This is a genomic window from Cyclobacterium sp. SYSU L10401 (assembly GCF_010993705.1).
In the GTDB taxonomy this organism is placed as follows: Bacteria; Bacteroidota; Bacteroidia; order Cytophagales; family Cyclobacteriaceae; genus Cyclobacterium.
This window is the reverse complement of record NZ_WOFO01000002.1, coordinates 155707-178085: the sequence shown is the minus strand read 5'-3', so window position 1 is coordinate 178085 and position 22379 is coordinate 155707. Positions and strand designations below refer to the sequence as shown.

General features: G+C 41.2%; 23 protein-coding genes. 13 read left to right on the top strand and 10 right to left on the bottom strand.

Annotation, left to right across the window (positions count from 1 at the left end; translation table 11 throughout):
- Positions 1–167 precede the first annotated feature (167 nt).
- Positions 168–923, top strand: coding sequence for a TIGR00730 family Rossman fold protein (locus GL182_RS05790; protein ID WP_163378716.1), 756 nt, complete (start codon positions 168–170; stop codon positions 921–923).
- Positions 924–1048: 125 nt separating this feature from the next.
- Entirely contained in the window at positions 1049–2386 is a 1338-nt protein-coding gene (locus tag GL182_RS05785) for an FAD/NAD(P)-binding oxidoreductase (protein ID WP_163378715.1), read from the top strand.
- Positions 2387–2397: 11 nt separating this feature from the next.
- On the opposite strand, the gene GL182_RS05780 is transcribed toward GL182_RS05785, so the two are convergent.
- On the bottom strand, positions 2398–2751 hold the full coding sequence (locus GL182_RS05780) for a hypothetical protein (protein WP_163378714.1): 354 nt from the start codon (positions 2749–2751) through the stop codon (positions 2398–2400).
- 439 nt (positions 2752–3190) lie between these two features.
- On the opposite strand from GL182_RS05780, the gene GL182_RS05775 reads away from it, so the two are divergent.
- Complete coding sequence (locus tag GL182_RS05775; RefSeq protein WP_163378713.1) at positions 3191–3610, top strand: LytR/AlgR family response regulator transcription factor; 420 nt, start codon at positions 3191–3193, stop codon at positions 3608–3610.
- 6 nt (positions 3611–3616) lie between these two features.
- On the opposite strand, the gene GL182_RS05770 is transcribed toward GL182_RS05775, so the two are convergent.
- Positions 3617–4849: an S-adenosylmethionine:tRNA ribosyltransferase-isomerase gene (locus tag GL182_RS05770; protein ID WP_163378712.1), complete on the bottom strand. Its 1233-nt coding sequence runs from the start codon at positions 4847–4849 to the stop codon at positions 3617–3619.
- Between GL182_RS05770 and GL182_RS05765 the strand changes: the two genes are divergently transcribed.
- From GL182_RS05765 to GL182_RS05740, 6 genes are all read left to right on the top strand, one after another.
- Entirely contained in the window at positions 4753–5070 is a 318-nt protein-coding gene (locus tag GL182_RS05765) for a hypothetical protein (RefSeq protein WP_163378549.1), read from the top strand. The two genes, GL182_RS05770 and GL182_RS05765, sit on opposite strands and share 97 nt — an antisense overlap.
- Before the next feature lie 138 nt (positions 5071–5208).
- Complete coding sequence (locus GL182_RS05760) at positions 5209–6324, top strand: o-succinylbenzoate synthase (RefSeq protein WP_163378711.1); 1116 nt, start codon at positions 5209–5211, stop codon at positions 6322–6324.
- Between the two features lie 102 nt (positions 6325–6426).
- A complete protein-coding gene (locus tag GL182_RS05755; RefSeq protein ID WP_163378710.1) occupies positions 6427–7830 on the top strand; it encodes a sugar porter family MFS transporter in 1404 nt (467 codons plus the stop codon).
- 8 nt (positions 7831–7838) lie between these two features.
- Positions 7839–8993 (top strand): AGE family epimerase/isomerase, encoded by a 1155-nt coding sequence (locus GL182_RS05750; RefSeq protein WP_163378709.1) that lies wholly within the window; start codon positions 7839–7841, stop codon positions 8991–8993.
- 34 nt (positions 8994–9027) lie between these two features.
- Positions 9028–10758, top strand: a complete 1731-nt coding sequence (locus GL182_RS05745; protein WP_163378708.1) for an FAD-dependent oxidoreductase — start codon at positions 9028–9030, stop codon at positions 10756–10758.
- Positions 10759–11127: 369 nt separating this feature from the next.
- The gene (locus GL182_RS05740; RefSeq protein ID WP_163378707.1) at positions 11128–11586 is read left to right on the top strand and encodes a cold-shock protein; all 459 of its coding nucleotides are present in this window, start codon (positions 11128–11130) and stop codon (positions 11584–11586) included.
- A 120-nt stretch (positions 11587–11706) separates the two neighbouring features.
- Here the strand turns inward: GL182_RS05740 and GL182_RS05735 are convergent, their stop codons facing one another.
- The 5 genes from GL182_RS05735 to GL182_RS05715 form a co-directional block, all read right to left on the bottom strand.
- Positions 11707–12681, bottom strand: a complete 975-nt coding sequence (locus GL182_RS05735; RefSeq protein ID WP_240469690.1) for an MBL fold metallo-hydrolase — start codon at positions 12679–12681, stop codon at positions 11707–11709.
- An 89-nt stretch (positions 12682–12770) separates the two neighbouring features.
- Complete coding sequence (locus GL182_RS05730; protein WP_163378705.1) at positions 12771–13319, bottom strand: 5' nucleotidase, NT5C type; 549 nt, start codon at positions 13317–13319, stop codon at positions 12771–12773.
- Entirely contained in the window at positions 13316–13912 is a 597-nt protein-coding gene (locus GL182_RS05725) for a hypothetical protein (RefSeq protein ID WP_163378704.1), read from the bottom strand. Before GL182_RS05725 ends, GL182_RS05730 begins: the two co-directional genes overlap by 4 nt.
- Positions 13913–14020: 108 nt before the next feature.
- Entirely contained in the window at positions 14021–14434 is a 414-nt protein-coding gene (msrB, locus tag GL182_RS05720) for a peptide-methionine (R)-S-oxide reductase MsrB (RefSeq protein WP_163378703.1), read from the bottom strand.
- Positions 14435–14470: 36 nt separating this feature from the next.
- Positions 14471–15667: an aspartate aminotransferase family protein gene (locus GL182_RS05715; RefSeq protein ID WP_163378702.1), complete on the bottom strand. Its 1197-nt coding sequence runs from the start codon at positions 15665–15667 to the stop codon at positions 14471–14473.
- Between the two features lie 243 nt (positions 15668–15910).
- Here GL182_RS05715 and GL182_RS05710 point away from each other — a divergent pair, with 243 nt between their 5' ends.
- Complete coding sequence (locus GL182_RS05710; RefSeq protein WP_163378701.1) at positions 15911–16672, top strand: DUF1080 domain-containing protein; 762 nt, start codon at positions 15911–15913, stop codon at positions 16670–16672.
- 29 nt (positions 16673–16701) lie between these two features.
- The gene (locus GL182_RS05705; RefSeq protein WP_163378700.1) at positions 16702–18045 is read left to right on the top strand and encodes a Gfo/Idh/MocA family protein; all 1344 of its coding nucleotides are present in this window, start codon (positions 16702–16704) and stop codon (positions 18043–18045) included.
- A gap of 48 nt (positions 18046–18093) precedes the next feature.
- Here GL182_RS05705 and GL182_RS05700 read toward each other — a convergent pair whose 3' ends face one another.
- Positions 18094–18537: a peroxiredoxin gene (locus GL182_RS05700; protein ID WP_163378699.1), complete on the bottom strand. Its 444-nt coding sequence runs from the start codon at positions 18535–18537 to the stop codon at positions 18094–18096.
- 153 nt (positions 18538–18690) lie between these two features.
- On the opposite strand from GL182_RS05700, the gene GL182_RS05695 reads away from it, so the two are divergent.
- Positions 18691–19512, top strand: coding sequence for a DMT family transporter (locus tag GL182_RS05695; RefSeq protein ID WP_163379124.1), 822 nt, complete (start codon positions 18691–18693; stop codon positions 19510–19512).
- Positions 19513–19573: 61 nt separating this feature from the next.
- Positions 19574–21055, top strand: a complete 1482-nt coding sequence (locus tag GL182_RS05690; RefSeq protein ID WP_163378698.1) for a nicotinate phosphoribosyltransferase — start codon at positions 19574–19576, stop codon at positions 21053–21055.
- A 55-nt stretch (positions 21056–21110) separates the two neighbouring features.
- On the opposite strand, the gene GL182_RS05685 is transcribed toward GL182_RS05690, so the two are convergent.
- Both GL182_RS05685 and GL182_RS05680 read right to left on the bottom strand, forming a co-directional pair.
- Positions 21111–21662, bottom strand: coding sequence for an META domain-containing protein (locus GL182_RS05685; RefSeq protein WP_163378697.1), 552 nt, complete (start codon positions 21660–21662; stop codon positions 21111–21113).
- Between the two features lie 168 nt (positions 21663–21830).
- Positions 21831–22379 (bottom strand): ferritin, encoded by a 549-nt coding sequence (locus GL182_RS05680; protein ID WP_163378696.1) that lies wholly within the window; start codon positions 22377–22379, stop codon positions 21831–21833.

Below are 22379 nucleotides of genomic sequence, written 5' to 3'. Positions count from 1 at the left end.
AGGTTTGATAGGATACTTTGCAATTCTCTAAAGCAGATTTAAATATAGCTTAATTTTCTCCTTATTTGATAGTTACCTGCTTTTAATTCTTTATTTTTGTTTCTTTGGTTTCAGCCATTTGACATTCAATCTTTAAAAAAAATCATTCCTGATATCAAAATGCAGCCATGTTAAAAGAACCCAAAAAAATCATTAATCCTTTGATCAATCCCGAGGAGGAAGCTTTTATGGCCGGCCCTCAAAGCAGATTTAAAGATTTAAAATTTGGAATAAAAGTTCTGGTAGAATTTATTCATGGATTCAGGATGTTACATTTTGTGGGGCCATGTGTTACCGTTTTTGGTTCTGCACGTTTTGAACCGGGAGACGAGTTTTACGAATTGGGGGTAAAGGTCGGAGCCACGGTAAGTCACCTGGGATTTACCGTCATGACTGGCGGAGGTCCCGGAATCATGGAGGCAGCCAATAAAGGGGCCAAGATGGCTGGAGGAAAATCCGTGGGTTGCAATATTATTTTACCCTTTGAACAATACCCGAATGCCTATTTAGATAAATTCATGAACTTTAAATATTTCTTTGTAAGAAAAGTACTGCTATCCAAGTACAGTTATGCGTTTATTGTTCTCCCGGGAGGATTCGGTACAATGGATGAATTTTTTGAGGCATTGACGCTCATACAGACTCAGGTGATGAAACGTTTTCCTGTGGTATTGATGGGTAAAGCATTTCATGCCCATTTATATGAACACCTAAAATATATGGCCCATGTAGGCACCATTAGTCCGGAAGATATGGATTTGTTTTTATTGACTGATGACGTAAATGAAATGGAACAACATCTAAGGAAATTTGCCATAGAAGGATTCGGTCTAAAAAGAAAAAACCCCATTAAACCTTCCAAATTATTAGGTGAAGAAGGGTAAAATCTAATCCATTTTTTTAGCTCATTGGAAGTCGCTCAATTTAATTTTGGCCTGATTATTGGAAAAACAAGTATTGCAGATAAGTATTTACTTTTTTGAAGTTGCGGCAGTAAGGTTCAAAATGAATGAAAAAGAATACAAAACCATTTAACCTACCTCATACAGTACTGATAGGAGCAGGTAAATCTGTTGCAGAATTCCTTTTAGTGCTGGAGAAAAAGCCCTTTGAGGGAAGGGTAACCATCATCGGAGAAAGTTGGACAGATTTATTCTTTCTCCAAAGCCTGTGTTCCTTAATGAAGATATCGCTGGAGATAACTAAATCTGAACCAGGTGATTTGCCAGGTCAAAAAGGTGTTTATTTTGTTTTTTCAGAGGTATTAAAGATTGATTTTGATAGGAAGGAAATATTTTGCCGGAAAGGAGTTTTGCGTTATGATGCTTTGATTTTAGTAAATGAAAACCGGCCAAAAGCCTTGCTTCACCAACATCTGAAATACATCAGAAAGTTTACTTCTGCTCATGAGTTTGAATCCTGGATCAGGGAAGGGAAAACTGCAGCCGTTATAGAAGGAAGCGATTTTTCTTCTCTGGCTATGGCGGAAAGATTATCGACATTAGGCGTAAAGACTTGTCTGGTATGCAAAAATAGTAATTTGGCTGATGAGTACCTTCCCAATGAGGAGGCCTGCCTTTTAGCCAAACATCTCAAAAATAAAGGCATCGGAATATTTTTCAATCAGCAAATTGATACCTATTTAATCGATGAACCAGGAAACATTACAGGGGTTCGATTGAATGATGGGAAAGAATTTTCCTGTACTTTGGTTATTCATACTTCCGGTTTCTTTCCTGAATTCTCCTATTTAAGGGAAACAGCTTTTTATTCAGGAGAGAAGTTCTTTGTTAATCATTCCCATCAAATCATTACAGTAAGCGATTCCTATGCATTAGGGCAAAATTTGTCTCATCATGAAAAAGCTGAAGACAAGGCTTTAATTGGTACCTCTATGTGCAGTGGTCCGGGCATAGCATCCTTTTTTCAAGACCATTCTAATGCCAAGAGAACCAAATATCCTTTTGTTCAACTCGAAGTGATGGGATTAACCTGGTCAGTTTACGGGGATTTTTCCACTAAGTGGGGAAGGGATACGCAAAATTTCTATTGGGAACACCCAAATGGGCAAATTTCTTTTAGAATGCACTACGATATGGATGATTTTTCAATTAAATCCCTGGCCACATTGGGTATCGAATTTGAAAGTCAATTCGTAGAAAATGCCATCCAATACCGATGGGAAGCAAGAGAATTAATCGAAAATTTGGAAGTGGGAATGGCGTACAGCCCGGCATCATCAGAGATTATCGGCCTGATTTCGAAAGCTTTCTCCGTAGAATTTAAAGAATTGAATAAAGAAAATAACCCCTCCTTGATCGATAGGATTTTAGAGAGGTTATTTTGAGATAATTCTTTTTATTCAGTTTCAATACCACAGTCCAAATCTTCAATTTGCTGCTCTGATTCCGCAACAGCATTCTGCCATTCCGTTCTGGACTGTCCGGTCAATGCCTGACAGTTCCCATAAGGTCTCAGGGCATCCAGATATGCCCGTGCAGCAGTCCTGAGATTTTCACAACTGGCAGCAGTCTGGGTTTGACCATGGGAAATTGCTGCCTGTTGCATGGCATTAATTTCATCTTGTAATTCAACAGACCACTGAACCGAACAGGCAGTAGGAGAACTGTCCTCTGAAGAACAACTTAAGAAAAGTGAACAAGAAGATATAAAAAGAATAATTAATGAATGTTTTTTGTTGAAATTAAACATAATTGAATGGTTTTTGTTCTAAAAGCTTTGCTCTAATGTAAATAAAATAGACAAAACAAAAAAATAAAGTGCATAAAAATAAGATCAAATAGCTAAAAACAGGATATGTAATTTTCAAAGGAGATCGTATTTTGAAATCAACCCCTTTTTTGCATGTTGGCAGGATCCGGCTTGAAGACCGAATGCCAATTCGGGGACATAAGCCATAGCTGACCGCCTCTTCGAATGGAATTATTTTGATTTTTCCGTCACCCTTACCTTTTTTAAATCTAATCTAATTACCTCCAAATAATGATTTTGTATCTTTTCAAAAATAAATTAAGAATTTGGAGTCAATTCGGAGAGGGTAAAGGAATGGTATTCAAAATATTTTCGGTTAACAACAAACATTTAATTCTCCTTTCTGTTTAATGTTTGATAAAACGTTAGAACGACTGTTATGGGAGTAAAAGAAAATATACAAGAATTATCCGATCATTCTATAAATGGCTTATTTGGAGAGCGAAATGAATCGAAAGATTTGTTGATCAGGGATGCCATCTTTATTCGTGATAAGGGATGTCTGACAAAGATCAAATACCAGAACATCATTTACCTCAAAGGGGATGGCAACTACACCACCTTGGTGACCAGAGATAAAAGTTATTCTTTACGGAACATCTTGAAGGAATTTGAAGAAATGCTTCCATCAGCTCATTTTTTGAGGATTCACAAATCTTTCATCGTCAATCTCAATGAGATCAACACCATTTCACCTAAAGAAGTAAGTGTCTATAATCAAAAAGTACCTGTTGGTCGTACCTATTATCAAACGTTAATCAATGGGGTGCATAAGTTAGGTAGTAATGGTTTTGACTGACCATGTTTATTCGCCAGCTTTATTGTACCAAAGAAGGCTGCTGTCTCCATAGCTTAAAAAACGATATTTCTTTTCTACGGCTTGCTGGTAAATTTCCTGCCACCTGTTTCGGGTAAATGCAGCAACCAAAAGCATTAAAGTAGAACCCGGTTGGTGGAAATTGGTGATAAGTCCATTGCAAATTTTAAAAGTATATCCAGGGAATATGAAGATTTCGGTAGCACCTCTGAGTTGGTCTAACCGATGTTTTTGCATGTAGTCTAAAACAGCTTTTATACTTTCTTCTTTGGTTGGTAGATGCTGGTGTTTCTGATAGGGTTCCAATTTCGGAATAAAGAAATCAAGTTCTTCTCCTTCCCCATTCAAGAGCAGGACACCAAACCAATAAAGGCTTTCCAGTGAGCGCATGGAAGTGGTGCCCACAGCTACTATGTTTCCTGTAGCAGAAAAAAGTTTTTGAATATTTTCTTTTGTAAAAACCATTTGTTCCCGATGCATGGGATGTTCGGTGACATTATCATGCTTGACGGGCTGGAAAGTACCCGCTCCTACATGCAAGGTGAGATATTGAAGAGAAATCCCCTTATTTTTGATATCAGTCAGGGTTTTTTGAGTAAAGTGGAGTCCTGCAGTGGGAGCAGCCACCGCACCCTCCATTTTGGAGTATATGGTTTGATACCTTTCCTTGTCTGTTTCTATGGCTTTTCTTTTTAAGTAGGGGGGCAACGGTACTTCTCCGCTGGCTTCTACAAGGGTGGCAAAGGACAACTGGCCTGGCTCCCAACTGAATTGTACAGATTTATTTTCTTTATCAAGCAGCAAAGCCTGCATGGTATACTGCTGATCTCCAATTCCAATTTCCTTTTGAAGTATTTCTCCTTCATTCCATCTTTTTAGATTCCCAATCATACAGCTCCATATTACCGGAGTCCTGCTTTCCATACTTTGCTGGACCAATTGGGATGGGGAGACCGGGTTTAAAAGGAAAATTTCTATTGTTGCACCAGTTCGTTTTTTAAAAATTAACCTCGCAGGTATGACCTTGGTATCGTTAAAAAATAAATGACTGTTGGCCGGCAAAAGTTCCGGTAGGGCTAAGAATGGGTGATGGGTAACTACTTCATTTTCAAAATGCAATAGCCTTGAAGCATCTCTTTTTTCAAGTGGAAATTTGGCGATTAGTTCTTCGGGCAATTCATAATGATAATCCTGTATTTTCGGGGAGTTTTCCAGCAACATTTTCCAGCAATATATACAAACTTAATTTCGGGACAAATATAGGACTTTCGCCGCAATTGGGCATTCACCGTATAATTTCTTTTGTCATCTTTGAGAAAGGAAAAATCTATTTTAAAATAACAGTTGACGGTTATTTTAACCAAAAAATTCCCGAAAAAATAGCCATCTTTGAAAGCGCATTAATTAAATTAACGAGTGAAAATAGGGGAATTATCAGGTAATCAGGAAGTATTAGAATCCAGATAGACAAAACTAATTTCAGATTGTTTCGGGTGTTGCAGGGCTTAAACCTGAATATCTTCAATTTAAATGGGTAAGGATTTAAACGGATTTAAGGTTGCATAACCTGTCTCAGGAAGATGAAAGAAATGTTCAAAGTCAAAGTAAATATCCAGCCATATACTTTAAATTTTAAATTTGATGCCGGTACAAGCAGGGGGGTACTAAGAAAAAAAGAAACCTATATCATAGGCATACAGTCTGACACTTTCCGAGGGGTTTCTGGGCTGGGAGAAGCTGGTCCTCTGAAAGGACTGAGCCGGGATGACCGTCCTGATTTTATGTCAAAGGCGAAAGTAATAATTGAAAAGGTGGAGGGCCTTTCTTTTGCTGAAGATTGGCAGGAGATATTGCTAGCGATCCAGGAATTACCCCAGATTGATGAATTACCCAGTCTTCGGTTTGGACTGGAAACGGCGTTCCTGGATTTAATCCATGGAGGAAAAAGGAAAATCTTTTCCTGTGGATTTTATGATCAAAGGCAAGCTATTCCAATTAACGGGTTGATATGGATGGGGGGCAAGAAATTCATGCAAGAGCAGATCGAACAAAAGCTTGAGGACGGTTTCGATTGCATCAAGATGAAAATTGGGGCCTTGGATTTTGACCTGGAATGCCAATTATTGGAAATGATCCGAAATCGATATAGCGCAAAAGAGATATCCCTGCGGGTGGATGCCAATGGGGCCTTTAACTTGCAGGAGGCCTTGGGAAAATTAAACATTTTGAGTCAATATGACATTCATAGTATTGAACAACCCATTAAACCGGGAAATACAGCGGAAATGGCCTATTTATGCCAACACTCACCTGTCCCTATTGCTTTGGATGAAGAATTGATAGGTGTGATCCATGTAAATGATAAAAAAACTTTGCTTGAACAAATAAAGCCCACTTATCTGATTCTGAAACCATCCTTGTTAGGGGGGATCGCAGCCACCAGAGAATGGATAGATATTGCCGAAAACACAGGTATTGGCTGGTGGATGACTTCTGCATTGGAAAGCAATATTGGTCTTAATGCTATTGCCCAATTTGCTTCTTCTCTCATGCCGACCTTGCCACAGGGTTTGGGCACAGGGCAGTTGTATCACAATAATTTCTCATCACCACTTACCATCACTAATGGAAGCCTTACCTATGAGCCACAGAAGCCATGGTCTATTCCCTATCTTTTCCCGTCCGGTTTCCAATGAAGTGCTGACATCATTATGTTTATCTGAGATTACCCTTTATTTTTATGACAAAGTACCTTTCAATTCCCGAAACAAGCAAGTGATAATCTTCGTCCAAAGCACATGAAGCAAACCCTTTACATCATTTTTCTTTCTCTTACTGCTGCGGTGGGGGGATTTCTGTTTGGCTATGATACTGCAGTAATTTCCGGGACGATTGGGCAGGTCAGCAGACAGTTTGATTTGGATGCCATGGCCCAGGGATGGTATGTAGGATGCGCCCTTGTAGGATCCATATTGGGGGTGGTATTAGCAGGAAGATTATCCGATTTGATGGGTAGGAAAAAAGTCATGCTCTTGTCTGCCCTCTTGTTTGCTGTTTCCGCATTGGGTTGCGCCCTCACGCAGCACTTTGACGTTTTGGTTTTGTACAGGATTATTGGAGGCGCAGGGATTGGCATGGTTTCCATTGTTTCTCCCATGTATATCTCCGAGGTGGCACCATCGAAATACAGGGGAAGCCTGGTGGCACTTTACCAGCTGGCCATAACGGTAGGTTTTCTTGGAGCTTATTTGGTAAACTACCAATTGTTAAAATGGTCAGCTTCAGCTGATTTCAGCGAAAACAGTTTTCTTAATTTGGTGATTCAACAGGAAGTTTGGAGGGGCATGCTGGGAATGGAATTGGTTCCTGCCATGCTGTTTTTACTTATTTTGTTTGCCATTCCCGAAAGTCCAAGGTGGTTGGTGATCAATGAGCAGCATGCAGCTGCTGAAAGCGTGTTCAACAAATTGTATGGAATTCCGGATCTGGCGGAGAAGAAAATAAAGGAGGTTACAGAACAGGCTGCAAAGACTACTGCTACCCATTGGGGGCTGCTGAAAAACCCGAAAATATTGAAACCTGTATTGTATGGGATGGCCATTGCCATCCTGGGTCAGTTTATGGGGGTGAATGCGGTGTTGTATTATGGTCCTGGTATTTTTGAGCAAAGTGGTTTATCAGATGGGGATGCTTTGTATTATCAGGTGATGGTAGGCCTGGTCAATGTGTTGACTACCGTTTTGGCGCTATTGATCATTGATAGAGTAGGGAGGAAACAATTGGTTTATTTTGGGGTAAGTGGCATGGTGATCAGCCTATTGATGATTAGCTTTTATTTCTCATTTGGAGAATCTTTAGGTTGGACATCATTTGTACTGTTGGTTTTGTTTTTGGTCTATATTTTCTGTACTGCCATTTCGATTTCAGCAGTAATTTTTGTTTTACTATCTGAAATGTATCCCAATAAAATCCGTGGGTTGGCCATGTCAATCGCTGGATTCTCATTATGGGTAGGGACTTATTTGGTAGGTCAATTGACTCCCTGGTTTTTGGAGAATTTGGGTCCATCTGGCACATTTCTTTTCTTTGCCGTCATGTGCTTGCCGTATATGTACATTATATGGAAAAAAATTCCGGAAACGGCCGGTAAAAGCTTGGAGGATATAGCCGCCTACTGGTTGGGAAACGGCAATGATAAATGATAATTTGAATGAAACAATACCTGGATATTTATAAGCAAGAGCTACTGGATGGGGTTATTCCGTTCTGGATGGAGAAAAGTAAGGATAAAATCCATGGAGGTTATTTTACCTGCCTGGATCAACGAGGAGAAGTCTATGATACCGACAAATTTGTTTGGCTGCAGGCCAGACAGGTGTGGATGTTTTCCGTTTTATACGATAAAGTGGAGAAAAATCCGGATTGGTTGGAGATGGCGGGGTTGGGCCTCGACTTTTTAAAGAAAAATGGGAGGGATAAGGATGGAAATTTTTATTTCTCCCTGGATCAGAAAGGAAAGCCACTCGTCCAGCCTTACAATATTTTCTCCGACTGTTTTGCTGCCATGGCATTTGCAGCCTACTACAAAATCGATCCCAGGGAGGAAGATGCTGATCTAGCGCTGAAGACCTTTGACAATATCCTTAGGCGAAGAGATAACCCAAAAGGAAAATACAATAAAACCTATCCAGGTACCAGGAACCTGAAAAGCTTTGCCCTGCCCATGATTTTAAGTAATCTAACCCTGGAGATGGAGCATTTGTTAGGTGATCAAAGGGTAGATGAAATGGCTTCCAGGGTAATCGGGGAAGTAATGGGAGTCTTTTATCAAAAAGATTCCGGCCTGATCCTGGAAAATGTTACTGAAGATGGAAGTTTTTCGGATTCTTTCGAAGGTAGATTGAGCAGTCCGGGCCATGCGATTGAAGCCATGTGGTTTATGTTGGATCTTTCACTTCGTTTTGGTGATGAGGATTTGAGGGATAAGGCCATAGCTTGTGGTTTAAGGACTTTGGAATTCGGATGGGATGAAACTTATGGAGGAATTTATTATTTTTTGGATTGCAAAGGACATCCTCCGGAGAAGCTGGAATGGAATCAAAAATTATGGTGGGTACACCTGGAGACCCTGGTTTTTTTAGCCAAGGCTTATGGCATGACTGGGAATATTCAGTGTCTGAATTGGTTTGAAAAGGTACATGACTATACCTGGCATCATTTTAAGGATCCTGATTTCCCGGAGTGGTTTGGGTATTTGGATCGATATGGAAAGGTGCAGTTATCCTTAAAAGGGGGTAAATGGAAAGGATGTTTTCATGTTCCCAGGGGGCTTTTTCAGGTTTGGCAAACGTTAGAGAAGTTATAACTAAACCGGGTTGCAGGTTAAAAATTACACAAGAATGAAAAGAAGAGATTTTATTGGAAGGGTAGCTTTGGGAAGCGGAACAGTGGTTTCTACTTCTCTTTTGGGTATGTCATCCCCTACCCGGGAGAACCAGAAAAAGGTAGAAATCCATGAAAGCGGAAAGAAATTTCAGGCAGATTTGATCATTGCAGGTGCCGGATTGGGTGGCTGTGCTGCGGCATTTGCAGCAATGAGAAATGGCCTTACGGTGGTATTGACTGAAGAGACGGATTGGCTTGGGGGCCAGCTTTCTCAGCAAGGCGTTCCTCCGGATGAGCACCAATGGATTGAAACCCATGGAGCACCGGAATTGTATCGTGAATTCCGGGAAAATGTAAGGGCTTATTATCGCAGGCATTATCCATTAACTGCAGAAGCCGCAGCCAATGAGCGGCTAAATCCGGGGAATGGATCCGTATCCCGGCTATGTCATGAGCCAAAAGTAGCCCATAGGGTTCTGGAAGAAATGTTTGCTCCCTATGAAAGTGCGCGAAAAATCCTCATTTTAAAAGATCATAAGGTAAAGTCTGCTGCTGTCAATAGCAATCGGGTATCGGAACTGACGGCAAGGGATTTAAAATCCGGGAGGGATTGTGTATTAACCGGCAGCTATTTTGTGGATGCTACCGAACTGGGGGAATTGCTTCCTTTAACGGGTACTGAATATGTAACTGGAAGTGAGGCCAAAGCAGATACAGGAGAATTGCACGCTGGACCGGTTCTCAGACCTGATAATAACCAGGCATTCACCGTTTGTTTTGCCATGGATTATGTGAAAGGGGAGGATTGGACCATTCCTCAACCAGAGGATTATGATTACTGGAAAAATTTCAGGCCCCAAATGGATCCGCCCTGGGCTGGAAAAATGCTGGAGCTCAACTACAGCAATCCCCGGAACCTGGAACCTAAGGAGCTTGGTTTTCATCCGGAAGGAATAAAAACAGGGGAGAACCTGAACCTGATGTTGTATAGGAGGATTTTGCACCAGGATAATTTTGAAGCGGGATTTTACCAGGGAGATGCCACCATTGTCAATTGGCCACAGAATGATTATGTCTCGGGAAATATCATTGACGTCAGTGAAGCCGAGTTCGATAAGCATGTACAGGCGGGCAAACAACAAAGCCTGTCCCTGCTGTATTGGTTACAAACGGAGGCTCCCAGACCAGATGGAGGCAAGGGTTGGCCTGGTTTGAGATTGAGAAATGACATGATGGGTACAGCGGATGGTTTGGCCAAGTATCCTTATGTCAGAGAATCGAGAAGGATCAAATCAAAGTTTACCGTTTTGGAGGAGCATGTAGGCGCAGAACAACGGGCACAGGTATCTGGATTGTCCGGCGAAAAACTTAGGTCTGCACCTTTTTTTGATAGTGTAGGTATAGGTTATTACCACATTGACCTTCATCCCAGCAGTGGTGGCGACAATTACATTGATTTTGGTTCCCTGCCGTTTCAAATTCCCCTCGGAGCCCTGATTCCGCAGAAAACAGAAAACCTGCTTCCAGCTAATAAAAATATTGGTACCACCCATATTACCAATGGATGCTACCGGCTGCATCCGGTAGAGTGGAGCATAGGTGAAGCTGTAGGAATGCTGGTCCCATTTGTATTAGACAGGGAAGTTCTACCGGCAAGCGTGAGATCAGACCGGTCTTTGCTTAAGGATTTTCAGGTTTTTCTTCATAACCAAGGAGTAGAAACTGAATGGCCGGACAAAAATTAAATATAAAGGCCAGTGGAAAAAGGGATCCATTGGCCTGCTTTATTGTTTTTAATTGCCTATCAGATATTTTTCATTTAGGTAGATAATGGATAATGCCTCAGATCCTAAAGCAGGACATGATCAAAATAGCTGGGTTTGAAAAAATATATTAGAGATTTCAAATAGGAATAATCCATTTTTTTAATCAAATTTGTACCTGCTTAAAAAACAAGGCCATATTATCCGGGACCGAGGTACCTATTGATTTTGATTTTTTTCTTCAGTTTCAAAAACTATCCGATGGATTGAAGATTCAACGCTATGGGCAACCTTTTCCGGTTAGATGATGTTGTAATTAGGCACAATAAACGTTTCAACAAAAATTAATTTATGGCAAAATCGAAAGAAACTTTTAATAAAAAGGAAAAAGAGAAAAAAAGATTAAGGAAGAAGAAAGAGAAGGAAGAAAAAAAGGAAGCCAGAAAATCCACTTCCAATAAAGGAGGGGATTTGGATGACATGATAGCCTATGTAGATGAAGAAGGCAATATTACCTCTACCCCTCCGGATCCTACCCAGAAAAAGAAGAAAATCGAATTAGAAGATATCGAGGTAAGTGTATCCAAACAGGCACCGATAGATCCGGAAGACCTGAGAAGAAAGGGCAAAGTTACCTTCTTTAACGAGTCTAAAGGCTATGGATTCATCAAAGATCTGGAATCTCAGGACAGTGTTTTCGTACACGTAAAAGGCCTGGTAGATGATGTCAGAGAAAATGACCAGGTTACTTTTGAAACAGAGAAAACCCCAAAAGGGCTTAGTGCCATTGATGTAAAATTGGCCAAATAAATTATTGGCTTATCTTCCCGATTAATAAATAAAATTGTGATCAGCTAAGTAGTGGAGTGCCAATATGTTGTCTCCGCTTCTTTGCACACAATCCTTGCCCATTTTTTTACTTATAGGATCTTATTGAAATAAATTATTTCCCAGGACAGGAGTTACGAGGTGGCCGGTAATTTCATGTTCATGGCTTTTTAAGATATCCCAGGGCTCCATCCTTGGCTCATCGGAAAGATCAAATGTACCATAATGCATGGGAATGAAATGCTCCCCTTCAAGGATATTAAAGGCTTTAATGGCATCTTGGGGGCTGATGTGTGCCTGTGACATGAACCACTCTGGTTTGTAGGCACCCACTCCCATCAGACAATATTCAGGAGTCCCCATCACCTGCCTGATATCCTCAAAGTGCTCCCCAAACCCACTATCTCCCATAAAATAAATGGTTTTTTCGGCATGAGCAATGTGGAAGCCACCCCATAAACTTTCATTTAAATCCCATAGCCAGCGGCGGGACCAATGCCTGCTGGGCAAATAAGTAACGGCCAAATCTTTTATGTCATATTGCTGATACCAACCGGCTTGCTGAATTTCCTGGCCCTGAGTCCAATCTTTTATTACTTCACCCAATTTCAATCCGGTTAGAATTTTCATGTCAGGATTTCTTTCACTTAAAAATTGAATGCTTTTCTTGTCGCAGTGGTCCCTGTGGTTATGGGAAATTAACAGGTAATCAATGGAGGGAAGGCTTTCTGCAGGGAAGGGAAGTGAACTGTCTCTTTTCAGGAAAAAATTATCAAATAATATCGGGTCTGTTAAAATTACCTTTCCATTCATTTGGATCAAAAAACTTGCATGCCCCAGCCAGATCAGGAAATCACTTCCGTCATTTGGAATAACGGCTTTCGGATTGATATCGAGGGTCCTCGTTTCCGCTTTCTTTTCCTCTTTTTGTGGGTTTTTGGAGGTTTGCCATTTCCATAAGTCACCAAAACTTGAATCAAAGTCATGGTATAAGTTGCTGAATTTCCCGTCCCGATCTACCGGATTTCCTTTCCAATTGGGAGAGGGGTGCATGGTTTTCAACATAGGATTATGCATGTATGTGATTTCAGAATGATCCTCAATTGAATAACAGGAGGTTAAGAAAGCAAAAATAATCAATCCAGATAGTTGAAAAAACACCTGTTTCATTTTTCTGATTTTACTGCTAAGCTAGCATCATGTAACAAGATATCCTCCACTACTTCCCAGGAATTTACTCTCCTGTGTTTACCTTCAGGAGATAATTCATTATGGGGTTGTGTAAATAGGTAAGTTTCCCCAGAAAAGACATCCAGATTTTTAAAATGATCATCAATCATGATGTCAGTCTTTATGATTTCTTTTGATCCGCAAAAGACCATTTGTTTCCAGCCGATATAGGGGAAATGTTCATTGAGCCAGGATTGTTTTTCTGTGAGGCTCAGCGGGAATTCCGTTGCTGCTGATACGATAAACAACCGGTATTTTGCGTTTAAGTTTGCCAAAGCTTTTTTGGCGCCGGGGATTAGTGGTGCATTTTTAAAAAAACCTACCGTATTTACATGCTTATAAAGAAATGGGAAGGCCTCCTTCTCAGTCAATCCGTTCAGTTGTTTCAACTCAATGGCTTCACCTGTTTCCTGGAAATGCATGTCTATAAACTGCCGGTAAACATCCGCCAGTACCCCATCCATGTCTACTGCAATTGACTTCATGAGTCTTTATTGTTTAGTGCATCCACCAATTGTCGGTTGAGTTTTCTTTCTCTTTCCAGTGTATTTCGTCGATGTTGTTCAAACTCCTCACGCAGATCCTCCAGGGTTTGCCTGGTCTCGGCAGTAATCCGATGACCTCTTTTAAATCGGAAAAAAGAAATGACTAGCAAAATTAAAAGTAGGATGATGATTCCCCATACCAGGTTATTGTAATAGTTTTTGTGTAAAAGCATCCCAAACAGGGTAAAACTGTCCTTTTCAGCAACTGCCTGCTCATAGTCAGCGACTGTAGCACTTAGTTCCTCATTCAAGGCTTTAATCTGGTTACTGTTTTCATCCAGTGTTTGCTTTAATTCCAGAATATTGCTTTGGTAGGAACTGATGGAATCCAGGATATTGGATTGTATCTTATCCAATTGGCTTCTCCTTATTACTTTGTATTCCTGGTAATTGGAAGAAACATCCTTTAAATATTCAAATTGTTCCGAAATGGTACCGCTGTCCAATGAGGAAGTACCAGTTGATTCAACCTGCGCACTGAGGTTTAGATTGAATCCTAAAAGTGTGGCGAACAAAAAATATGCAATTTTCATGGTCATGGTGCTGTTTTCATTTTGATGGTCAGATCTAAAATTCTTATCAATAATGATGCAAAACTAAAAAAAAATGGAAATTCCAGGCTTCAATTTTATGATTAAGTCTTACTCTTTCTCTTTTTTCCTGAAATCCAGAGAAACTGAATTGATGCAATACCTGATGCCGCCTTTATCCTTTGGGCCGTCAGGAAAACGATGTCCCAGGTGTCCTCCGCATGCGGCACAACAAATTTCTTCTCTCACCATCCCATGAGAATAATCCATGGTGACGGTGACGGCATCTTCCGTAACCGGATGCGTAAAACTGGGCCAGCCACATCCGCTGTCATACTTGTCCTTGCTATGAAAAATTTCGTTTCCACAAGCCTTGCATTCATATATGCCAGTTGATTTGTTAAGGTAATATTCCCCGGTAAAAGCCCTTTCGGTTCCTTTTTGTCTCAGGACTCGATAGGACTCAGGATCTAATCTTTGTTTCCATTCCTCTTCACTGATCGTTTGTGGGTTTTTATCTTTCATAATCATTTAACTTGGTATATGCAGTTAACCTATTAATCAGGTTAATGGTTTCTTTACGGATTCAATCGATTGAATAATGCTGGAACAGGCCATCCTGATTTCTTCATTGCTTATGGTAAGGGGAGGAGCAATGCGCATGGCATGGTCACAAAAAAGGAACCAGTCGGTGATAACCCCATTCTCAATGCAGCGGTCAATGATAGGTTTAAGTACATCGAAGGATTCGAAGTTCAGGGCCATCATTAGCCCTTTATTTCGTATTCCTGTGATTTTCGGATGAACCAGAAGCTCCTTGAATAAAAGTGCTTTTTGCCCAACCTGATCCGTCAGGTTTTCCTCCCGGATTACCTGAATGGTCGCAAGTGAGGCAGCAGCGCTGACCGGATGACCACCAAAGGTAGTGATATGTCCCAGAAGTGGATTGTTTTTGAAAACAGACATGATTTCCCGGGAAGAAATGAAAGCTCCTATCGGCATACCTCCCCCCATTCCTTTGGCACAAACCAAAATATCCGGCCGGATATCGAAATGCTCAAAAGCCCAGAATTTCCCGGTTCTTCCAAATCCCGCTTGTATTTCATCCAGGATCAACAACGCACCAGTTTCTGCACATCTTTTCTTTAGGGCCTGAAAATACGCTTTACTACCCACACAGACCCCTGCTTCACCTTGTATGGTTTCGATGATCACAGCAGCAGTACTGGTGGTTATTTTTTCCAAATGGTCCATATCTCCGTATCCGATATGGCTGATTCCTGGCAAAAGTGGGCGATAGGCCCTTTTAAAAATTTCATTTCCCCCTACCGATAAAGCCCCATGTGAGGATCCGTGATAGGCATTAATGCAGGAAACAATTTCCCGCCTGTTGGTATATCTTTTGGCTAATTTTAAAGCCCCTTCCACGGCTTCACTGCCACTGTTAACCAGGTAAACGTTGTCCAGGGGCGGTGGCAAAGTATTTACCAGGGCTGCCGCCAGCAAGGTTTGAGGTTGCTGTACGTACTCCCCATACACCATTAAATGAAGGTATTTATCCAATTGCTCCTGAATAGCCGCTAATACCTTCGGGTGTCGGTGTCCCACATTGCTTACACCTATTCCTGAAATCAGATCCAGGTAAGATTTGCCATCAGGGCCATACAGGTATACACCGGCTGCCCTTTCGATTTCAATCATCAGCGGGAAATCGGTCGTCTGTGCCAAATGGGAAAGAAAGAGCTGTCGGTTATTCATATAAAAGATTACGTTTTCTGATCAGGATTAGGTTGGAAAATACCTGCAAAAGTAAGGATATCTTCCTGGCATTAAAACCCAATTCTCCAGCTGATGGTTTCAGCAGGAAAATTTACCCCCTACAGGTCACTGGTTTTTCCCTATTATTATCCTGAGCCCCGAAATTTATCCTAATGTATGTGGGTTTATTTGACACAATTCGCTTAATTTGAAATCTTCAAAACCATAAACTTAAAAATACCTATGAAATTCCAATGTTATAGTTTGGCCCTGCTTTTAGGGGTGTTTTTCTCCAGTGCAGTTTTGGCACAACAAAATGAAACAAGATTACCTCCTCAGGCGACAGAATTTTATGAGCCTGAAGTAAAAGTTGTCGCACCTGGTAATCAAAATCACCTTCCTCCCGCAGATGCCATTGTACTTTTTGATGGGAACGACCTGAATGCCTGGGTAAGTGAGCGGGATGGTAGTTTTCCCAAATGGAATATTGAGAATGACGTCCTAACAGTGGCGCCCAAAACCGGAGGTATCAAATCCAAAGAAGCTTTTGGAGATGTTCAGGTACATATTGAATGGCGATCACCCAGCGAAGTATCTGGTGAAGGACAGGGCAGAGGCAATTCAGGGTTTTTCTTCATGGGGAAATATGAATTACAAATTCTGGATTCCTACGATAACAAAACCTACTCCAACGGACAGGCAGCAAGTATCTACAAACAGCATCCTCCGCTGGTCAATGCCATGAGGCCTCCCGGTGAGTGGAATACCTATGATGCCGTTTTCACTGCCCCCAGATTTAACAGCAATGGGATGTTGATCTCTCCTGCCAGGATCACCGTTTTCCATAATGGAATTTTGGTTCAGAATAATGTGGAATTGAAAGGCCCTACGGAATACATTGGGATTCCCAATTATGTTGCCCATCCGGAACAGCTTCCTTTCCATATTCAGGATCACAGCAACCCGGTTAGTTTCAGGAATATTTGGGTCAGGAGACTTGATTGATTCATTACATAACCAAAACCTGAAAGACCATGAAATCAAGAAGAAAATTTATTCAAAACTCACTCCTGGCATCTGTAGGAACGGCAGTGCTACCAAACCTGGTGACGGCTGCCCATATGGAAGCATCGAAAACCAGAATAAGTGCCAATGAGCAGATTAATTTCGGATTAATCGGCTGTAAGGGTATGGGCTGGTCTAATATGAACAGTCACCTGTTGTTGCCAGAAGTCAATTGTGTAGGACTGGCAGATGTAGACCAGAATGTGCTGGACCAGAGAACTGCCGATGTAAACAAGCTCAGGGGAAAAAAGCCCAAACAATACAAGGATTACCGGCAGATGTTGGAAGATCCGGATATTGATGCGGTCATTATCGGTACTCCCGACCATTGGCATTGTCTGAACCTGGTGGACAGCCTTTCGGCAGGTAAGCATGCCTATACCGAAAAACCACTGGCCAATAGTATTGAAGAGTGCAACCTGATGGTCAAAGCTGCTGAACGGTACGGAAAACTGGTCCAGGTTGGTCAATGGCAACGAAGTGGCTCCCAATATGAACAGGCCATCAATATGGTCAAATCAGGGAAGTTGGGAAATATCAGACTGGTGAAAACATGGGCATACCAGGGATGGATGAAGCCAGTCCCTGTGGTCCCAAATGGACAGCCTCCTGCTGGGGTAGACTATAAAATGTGGCTGGGACCCGCTCCTGACAGACCCTTCAATGCCAATAGGTTTCACTTTAACTTCCGTTGGTTTTGGGATTATGCCGGAGGTTTGATGACTGACTGGGGGGTTCATGAAATTGACATAGCCCTCTATGCCATGGGTGTAAGTGCTCCAAAGTCGGTCATGGCATCCGGTGGTAAGCTTGCTTATCCTGACGATGCCTCTGAAACGCCCGACACCCTGCAGACCGTCTATGAATACGATGGTTTCAACATGCTTTGGGAGCATGCCACGGGAATAGATGGAGGAAATTACGGTACTACTGAAGGGATTGCTTTTATTGGAAATAACGGGACTTTGGTGGTCAACCGTGGCGGCTGGAAGGTAATCGCAGAAACGGAAAATGTAAACGGAGAGCGGAAGGAGAAAATTGAATCCATGGAACTGGTCAGACCTGAAGGAAATGCCCAGCGGATCCATTGCAAAAACTTTGTAGAATCCATCAAGGCAAATGATCCCAATATGCTGAACTGCGGCATCAAAACAGGATCCATTGCGGCAATCAACGCACATATGGGCAATGTTTCCTATAAACTGGGAGAAAAAATCTACTGGGATGCTGATAAGGGTAAATTTACCAATGGAAAGGCAAACAGGATGATTAAGGCCAATTACAACAATGGATGGAAGCTTCCGTCTGTTTAGGAAGGAGGATAAAAAACAAAAAAGGAGCTTATAGGGCTCCTTTTTTTGTTAATAATTGTCCAACATTTTCTCAATGTGAGCTTTGGCATTGAACATGTCCTGAAACGCATCTTTTATCACATGACCCTTGTCCAGCAAATAAGTAACCCTTTTGGGAATGCCAAGCAGTGGAACCAGCGCATCGTACTTCTTACAAACCTCGCCTGATTCATCGGAAAGCAATTCAAAGGGAAGATCATGAGCTTTTTTAAAGCGCAAATGTGTGGGAATGTCATCTCTGCTGATTCCAATAACGGGTAAATCAAGGTCTTTAAAATCGGCAAATTGATCTCTGAATTCACAAGCCTGAGCGGTGCATCCACCAGTAAAATCCTTTGGATAAAAGTAAATCACGCAGGGTTTACCAAATAGGTCCCTGGAAAGTTTGAAATCAGTACCGGAGGTAGAAGGTAAGGTGAAATCTGGTGCTTTTTGTCCTTTCTTTAATCCCATTTTTTTATTTGTTTAACAAACATCCCAAAATTAAGTTTGAAAAAATGGATTTTATTGTGGCTTAGGAACCAATTTTTTCTATTGTTGCTTTTAATTAGAAATTTTCTTTTCATGATAAATTGATCTGTTTTGAGCAATGAAAGTGTCCGGCACATGTTGTTGGCAAGTTTTTTTTTCGCCCTGATGAATGTAACGGTCAAGTTTTTACCGCATATACCAGCCATAGAAATCATTCTGTTCAGATCAGTCTTCAGTTTCATTTTCAGTTTCCTGATTTTGAAAAAGCAAAGGGTGCCCGTTTTGGGAAACAATAAGAAATTATTGATCATGAGGGGAGTTGTAGGTTCCATAGGACTGATCACTTTTTTCTATACCCTGCAAAAGATTCCCCTGGCCAGCGCAGTGACCATTCAATACCTCGGACCTATATTTACCAGTATTTTGGGTATTTTTATAGTAAACGAAAAAGTCCGGCCGATTCAGTTTTTTTACTTTGCGATCGCTTTTTCGGGGGTTTTGATGATTGAAGGTTTTGACTCCCGGATTGATCCCTTATTCTTGGGCATTGGGGTGACATCAGCCCTTTTTTCAGGGTTGGCCTATAATGTGATCAGAAAATTAAAAAATACCGAACACCCTTTGGTGATCGTTTTTTATTTTCCTTTGGTCACCATCCCTATTGCCGGTCTGCTAAGTTATTATTTTTGGGTCATGCCGGTAGGCTGGGATTGGGGGCTGCTGCTTTTGATTGGTGTCCTTACCCAGTTTGCTCAATATTTCATGACCATGGCCTATCAAAATGCCAATTTGGCAAAAGTGGCGAGTTTGAATTACATTGGAATCATTTATGCCCTGGGTTTTGGTTTTGTGCTTTTTAATGAAACCTATAATATCTGGACTTATGGCGGTATGTTACTGGTGCTTTCAGGTGTGATCATGAATTTGTTCAATTCAAGGAGAAGCAGGATAAATTAAGGTATAAAAGATGGAATAAGCCGCTGAAACCTGTAAATTTGGGCTTTACAATATTACTTTTATGAAAATCACCAAGGACCTTTACCAAAGCTCACTAACCCTGTTAACAGACTTTTACCAGTTTACCATGGCATATGCCTATTGGAAGGCAGGGAAAGCCGAAGAAGAAGCTGTTTTCAATCTTTTTTTCAGAAAAAATCCCTTTCAAAGTGGATTTACCATTGCTGCAGGTTTGGATTATGTCATTGATTATTGCAGGAACATGAAATTTACAGACCATGACCTGGCCTATCTGGCAGAAATGAAAGACGAAAAAGGAAACAGAGAATTTGATCCTGAATTCATTTCCTATTTGAAAAACCTGACATTCAGCTGCGACCTAGATGCGGTAGAAGAAGGGGAGGTGGTATTTCCCAATATGCCCATTGTAAGGGTTAAAGGACCTCTTCTTCAATGTCAGCTCCTCGAAACGCCTTTACTCAATATCATTAATTTTCAGACACTCATTGCTACCAAGGCAGCTAGGATAGTTCTTGCCGCAAACGGTGATCCGGTGATGGAATTTGGTCTAAGGAGAGCACAGGGGATTGATGGTGCCCTCGCGGCAAGCAGGGCTTCTTATATTGGAGGTTGCTCTTCTACTTCCAATGTGATGGCCGGAAAGCTTTTTGATATCCCTGTATCCGGTACCCATGCCCACAGCTGGATCATGTCCTTCGATAATGAGATGGAAGCTTTTGAGGCTTATGCAGCTACTTTTCCAGACAATACCATCCTTTTGGTAGATACCTATGACATTACCCAGGGTGTAAAAAATGCCATTGTCATTGCTGAGGGTTTAAGAAAAAAAGGGAAAAAACTCAAGGGCATTCGGATCGATTCAGGAGATTTGGCCTATTTCAGCAATATGGCCAGGGCCATGTTAGACCAGGCAGGGTTTTCCGAAGTAAAAATTGTAGCCAGCAATGATTTGGATGAACACATCATTACTTCCCTTAAAATGCAGGAAGCATCCATAGACATTTGGGGGGTAGGTACCAAGTTGGTTACTGCCTATGATCAGCCTGCCCTGGGTGCTGTTTACAAACTTTCTGCCTTGAAGAACCAGAAGGAAGAATGGATCCCTAAAATTAAACTTTCTCAGCAATCTATAAAAATAAATATTCCAGGGTACCATAATGTGGTCAGGTATACAAGCAATGGAAAAGCCATGGCCGATATGATTTATTTGGAGGGAATAGCGCATGGGAATAAGGTCACCATCATAGATCCAAACGATCCCACCAGGAGAAAGAAGATTTCTGTCGAACATGCGGAAGCTGAAACACTGCTGAAACCCATATTTTCTAAAGGTCAGAAAATTTATCAAAGACCTTCTATCCATCAAATTCGGCAAAGGACTCAGGAAAGGTTAGCTGTTTTTGACAAAACCCACAAAAGATTGGTTAATCCACACATTTATCCGGTAGGATTGGAGGCCAGCTTGTATGAATTCAGAACGGCCCTGGTATTAAAAGCCAAATCCCTGGAAAATGGAAACTGATAACCTTATCCGAGGGTTATTCCTATCGGCCAATTAAAAAGGGAAGTACAGGTTTTTAGCGGAGATTGTCAAAGGACAGCGGGAATCCTGGCCGCCAGGCCATGATTTTTGGGATGTCAAAAGGGTGGCTCTTGTTGTCTTCCAATTTTTTCAACTTCATGATTTCAAGATTGCCACAGGAAAAAGACAGGGTGCCCTCATCATCAATTTCAAAGGTGTGGGCGGACTTTAAGACGGTGAGAAAAATATCCTCTCCATCTCCTTCACACCACTTTTCGGTCATCCCCATAAAGCCCAAAACATCAATTCCGTTACCTTCTAAATAGGTGAGGATACTGAAAATATTGCAGCCGGTGTGCCCAAAGGCAGTTTTGTTGACGGTATCAAAATAAAGGGTAGGTTTTTTGTCCGGAAAAAGCTCATCAAAAGGTTTGAATTTGTCGTAGATGTAACTCAATTCCCATAAACCCTCTAGGTCCTTTTGAGAGGTTGTTTTTTTTGAATTTTCCGGAAATGGCTCTACTTCAATGGTATCAGGAATCTGGGCAAAACCCAAACCTGCTATCAGGAAAAACAAAACCATCCAAATAGGCAATAATTTTTTCATGAGTGTAGGGTTTATTATCCGATGAAATATAATGATTAATTGATAAGAATAAAATAATTTATTCAAAAATTAAGCCACAAACCAAATAGCTGCCTGTTTATTGACTTAAAAATTAAAAATCCTTCAGGAAATGTTTTCCTGAAGGATTCAATTGAAATTGTTGAGGTATTATTCCTTTTCTTCTGTCGTGGAATGTAGTTTTCCCATTTCCTGATCAATGGTCCAAAGTCCGATGCCTTCTTCTCCGATGATTTCAAAAATCTCCAGGGCTCTTCTGGCCAATGTTTCTTCTTCCCTTTGCTCGGTAACAAACCATTGCATAAAACTGAAGGTAGCAAAATCTTTTACATTGAAACAATGGTCTACAATGTTATTGATAGATTTGGTTACCGCAATTTCATGTTCCAGGATAAGCTCAAAAACCTCCCGTAGGGAATTGAAGTGCTGCCGGATGTTGGTAATTTCAGGTTGGATGGCATGGCCTCCGGCTTCATTGATGTACCGGAACAATTTTAACATATGGCCCCGCTCTTCCTCAGCATGGTCATAAAGGAAACGGGCAGAATTGGTAAAACCCTGCATTTCAGCCCATGAAGCCATGGAAAGATAGTAAGCGGAGGATTTTCCTTCCATTTCTACCTGCTTGTTAAGTTTTTCTTCGGTATCCATCAGGAGTGACCTTTTTAGGGTCACTATTTCTTTTTCTTTGGTTTTCAT

What these genes read in the sequence shown, in the direction of transcription:
- GL182_RS05695 (WP_163379124.1), top strand. Translation starts at nt 18,691, where the DNA reads ATGTTGTTGGCAAGTTTTTTTTTCGCCCTGATGAATGTAACGGTCAAG.
- GL182_RS05760 (WP_163378711.1), top strand. Translation starts at nt 5,209, where the DNA reads ATGAAAGAAATGTTCAAAGTCAAAGTAAATATCCAGCCATATACTTTA.
- GL182_RS05730 (WP_163378705.1), bottom strand. Translation starts at nt 13,319, where the DNA reads ATGAAGTCAATTGCAGTAGACATGGATGGGGTACTGGCGGATGTTTAC.
- GL182_RS05775 (WP_163378713.1), top strand. Translation starts at nt 3,191, where the DNA reads ATGGGAGTAAAAGAAAATATACAAGAATTATCCGATCATTCTATAAAT.
- GL182_RS05780 (WP_163378714.1), bottom strand. Translation starts at nt 2,751, where the DNA reads ATGTTTAATTTCAACAAAAAACATTCATTAATTATTCTTTTTATATCT.
- GL182_RS05735 (WP_240469690.1), bottom strand. Translation starts at nt 12,681, where the DNA reads ATGCATAATCCTATGTTGAAAACCATGCACCCCTCTCCCAATTGGAAA.
- GL182_RS05690 (WP_163378698.1), top strand. Translation starts at nt 19,574, where the DNA reads ATGAAAATCACCAAGGACCTTTACCAAAGCTCACTAACCCTGTTAACA.
- GL182_RS05710 (WP_163378701.1), top strand. Translation starts at nt 15,911, where the DNA reads ATGAAATTCCAATGTTATAGTTTGGCCCTGCTTTTAGGGGTGTTTTTC.
- GL182_RS05740 (WP_163378707.1), top strand. Translation starts at nt 11,128, where the DNA reads ATGGCAAAATCGAAAGAAACTTTTAATAAAAAGGAAAAAGAGAAAAAA.
- GL182_RS05785 (WP_163378715.1), top strand. Translation starts at nt 1,049, where the DNA reads ATGAAAAAGAATACAAAACCATTTAACCTACCTCATACAGTACTGATA.
- msrB (WP_163378703.1), bottom strand. Translation starts at nt 14,434, where the DNA reads ATGAAAGATAAAAACCCACAAACGATCAGTGAAGAGGAATGGAAACAA.
- GL182_RS05680 (WP_163378696.1), bottom strand. Translation starts at nt 22,379, where the DNA reads ATGAAAACCAAAGAAAAAGAAATAGTGACCCTAAAAAGGTCACTCCTG.
- GL182_RS05745 (WP_163378708.1), top strand. Translation starts at nt 9,028, where the DNA reads ATGAAAAGAAGAGATTTTATTGGAAGGGTAGCTTTGGGAAGCGGAACA.
- GL182_RS05770 (WP_163378712.1), bottom strand. Translation starts at nt 4,849, where the DNA reads ATGTTGCTGGAAAACTCCCCGAAAATACAGGATTATCATTATGAATTG.
- GL182_RS05700 (WP_163378699.1), bottom strand. Translation starts at nt 18,537, where the DNA reads ATGGGATTAAAGAAAGGACAAAAAGCACCAGATTTCACCTTACCTTCT.
- GL182_RS05750 (WP_163378709.1), top strand. Translation starts at nt 7,839, where the DNA reads ATGAAACAATACCTGGATATTTATAAGCAAGAGCTACTGGATGGGGTT.
- GL182_RS05790 (WP_163378716.1), top strand. Translation starts at nt 168, where the DNA reads ATGTTAAAAGAACCCAAAAAAATCATTAATCCTTTGATCAATCCCGAG.
- GL182_RS05715 (WP_163378702.1), bottom strand. Translation starts at nt 15,667, where the DNA reads ATGAATAACCGACAGCTCTTTCTTTCCCATTTGGCACAGACGACCGAT.
- GL182_RS05725 (WP_163378704.1), bottom strand. Translation starts at nt 13,912, where the DNA reads ATGAAAATTGCATATTTTTTGTTCGCCACACTTTTAGGATTCAATCTA.
- GL182_RS05685 (WP_163378697.1), bottom strand. Translation starts at nt 21,662, where the DNA reads ATGAAAAAATTATTGCCTATTTGGATGGTTTTGTTTTTCCTGATAGCA.
- GL182_RS05705 (WP_163378700.1), top strand. Translation starts at nt 16,702, where the DNA reads ATGAAATCAAGAAGAAAATTTATTCAAAACTCACTCCTGGCATCTGTA.
- GL182_RS05755 (WP_163378710.1), top strand. Translation starts at nt 6,427, where the DNA reads ATGAAGCAAACCCTTTACATCATTTTTCTTTCTCTTACTGCTGCGGTG.